This window comes from Flavobacterium branchiophilum NBRC 15030 = ATCC 35035 (genome assembly GCF_002217205.1).
GTDB lineage: Bacteria > Bacteroidota > Bacteroidia > Flavobacteriales > Flavobacteriaceae > Flavobacterium > Flavobacterium branchiophilum.
The window spans coordinates 1-840 of record NZ_MUGT01000107.1; the positions used below are offsets into that span (position 1 = coordinate 1).

General features: G+C 31.4%; 1 protein-coding gene. It reads right to left on the reverse strand.

Annotation, left to right across the window (positions count from 1 at the left end; genetic code table 11):
- Positions 1-26: 26 nt before the first annotated feature.
- Positions 27-569 (reverse strand): DUF4262 domain-containing protein, encoded by a 543-nt coding sequence (locus tag B0A58_RS11770; RefSeq protein WP_243389493.1) that lies wholly within the window; start codon positions 567-569, stop codon positions 27-29.
- Between the last annotated feature and the right edge of the window lie 271 nt (positions 570-840).

Consider the following 840-nt stretch of genomic DNA (forward strand, 5'->3'; position numbering starts at 1 on the left):
AAATAACTACGCATCTTTGGAATATTTTATAAATATATTTGGTATAACCATTGTCTTGTGGTAAAAATGCCAAGATTTTTTGCTTCTCTAAACTTGAAATTAGCATTTCTGTCTAGCAATGGTTGGCTAAATTCAAAATCCTTTTCGAAGACTTTGTCCCAAGGGAAATGATTGTTTTGGTCTGTCCAAACCAATTGAATTGCAGGAAAGTCGGAAGTTTGATAATAATTTATTGCTTGTCCAAAGTAGTCCGAAATATTTCGGGTATCAACTTTCAAAAATTGAGTGTCGCTATTTTCAAAAAAGTCGCCATAATTCTTGCCTTCCTCTATTTTATGTCCAGCTTTTGCAATTTCTCCTGCGTCATTAAGTATAATATGCAGGGTATTTGTCGGTAAACCAAAAGAAATAATTTCAGGATGGTTAAAATTTTTCCAAAGTCCAACTGTATATGCAAAAGATGGCAAATAGTCAGTTTCTTCTAATAACATAACAGCCCAGCCGAATTTTTCGATGTCGTCAGAAAGCTTTTTTTTATCAATACAATTATGTTCGTGTTCTGTCATCATACGGTTGCTTGCAACATCAGTCTATAAAAAAACTGCCGTTGATTTTTTTTTCAAAAATAATCAAAATCATTGAAATACAATAGTATTTATTTACAAATTTTTTTAAAAAAAAGAGAGACCAAATCCACTTAAAACGCTAACGAAAAACTTTTTGATAAACTTATAAGGATCGTGAATGGAATTGGTTTAACTCATGGTTTTTTATTTTAATAGGTATTCGTTTTCTTTCAGTTCGTTCAACAGGATTTTAACTCATTAACCCAACTTGCCG